Source organism: Christiangramia aestuarii (genome assembly GCF_009735585.1).
Taxonomy (GTDB): Bacteria; Bacteroidota; Bacteroidia; order Flavobacteriales; family Flavobacteriaceae; genus Christiangramia; species Christiangramia aestuarii.
In genome coordinates this window covers 1-399 of record NZ_VJVW01000126.1, presented here as the reverse complement: position 1 = coordinate 399, position 399 = coordinate 1, and the positions used below count along the sequence as shown (strand labels likewise).

General features: G+C 63.4%; 1 protein-coding gene. It reads right to left on the bottom strand.

Features of this window, described 5'->3' with window-relative positions; genetic code table 11:
• Positions 1-208 precede the first annotated feature (208 nt).
• Positions 209-399: integrase core domain-containing protein (locus FLP08_RS15975; protein ID WP_156278152.1), on the bottom strand; the 191-nt coding region annotated here is incomplete at its 5' end.

The following is a 399-nucleotide window of genomic DNA, read 5'->3' as shown; positions in this document are numbered from 1 at the left end:
ACTTGAAGTGCCTCCAGATCAGCGGCAAGTAGTTATTACCTCCTGTGGCCTGTAAAGTGGACCCATCGGTCAAGACAGTTTTTCAGCGAGTTTAAGCTGCGTCGCTTACTGCCACTGCAGCTGGTCGGCGCTGCCCCGTGATTCTCCTGCCGTGCCGCTGGAGAGCTTACCCTCCGGTGGCCGCCGCCGCCGGCAGGCCAGACGGCGTTCACGCCGCTTCCAGTTCCCGCTGTGCGCCGCCGTACTTGTCCGCGATCAGCGCGCCGCCGCCGATACCACTGCGATAGACGCTGGCAGGTGTCTTGTAGCCAAGGGACTGGTGCGGCCGCTCGGCGTTGTAGAACGCGAAGTACTGCGCCAGGCCCACCGTCAGCTCGGCCATGTTGGCGTAGCCCTTCA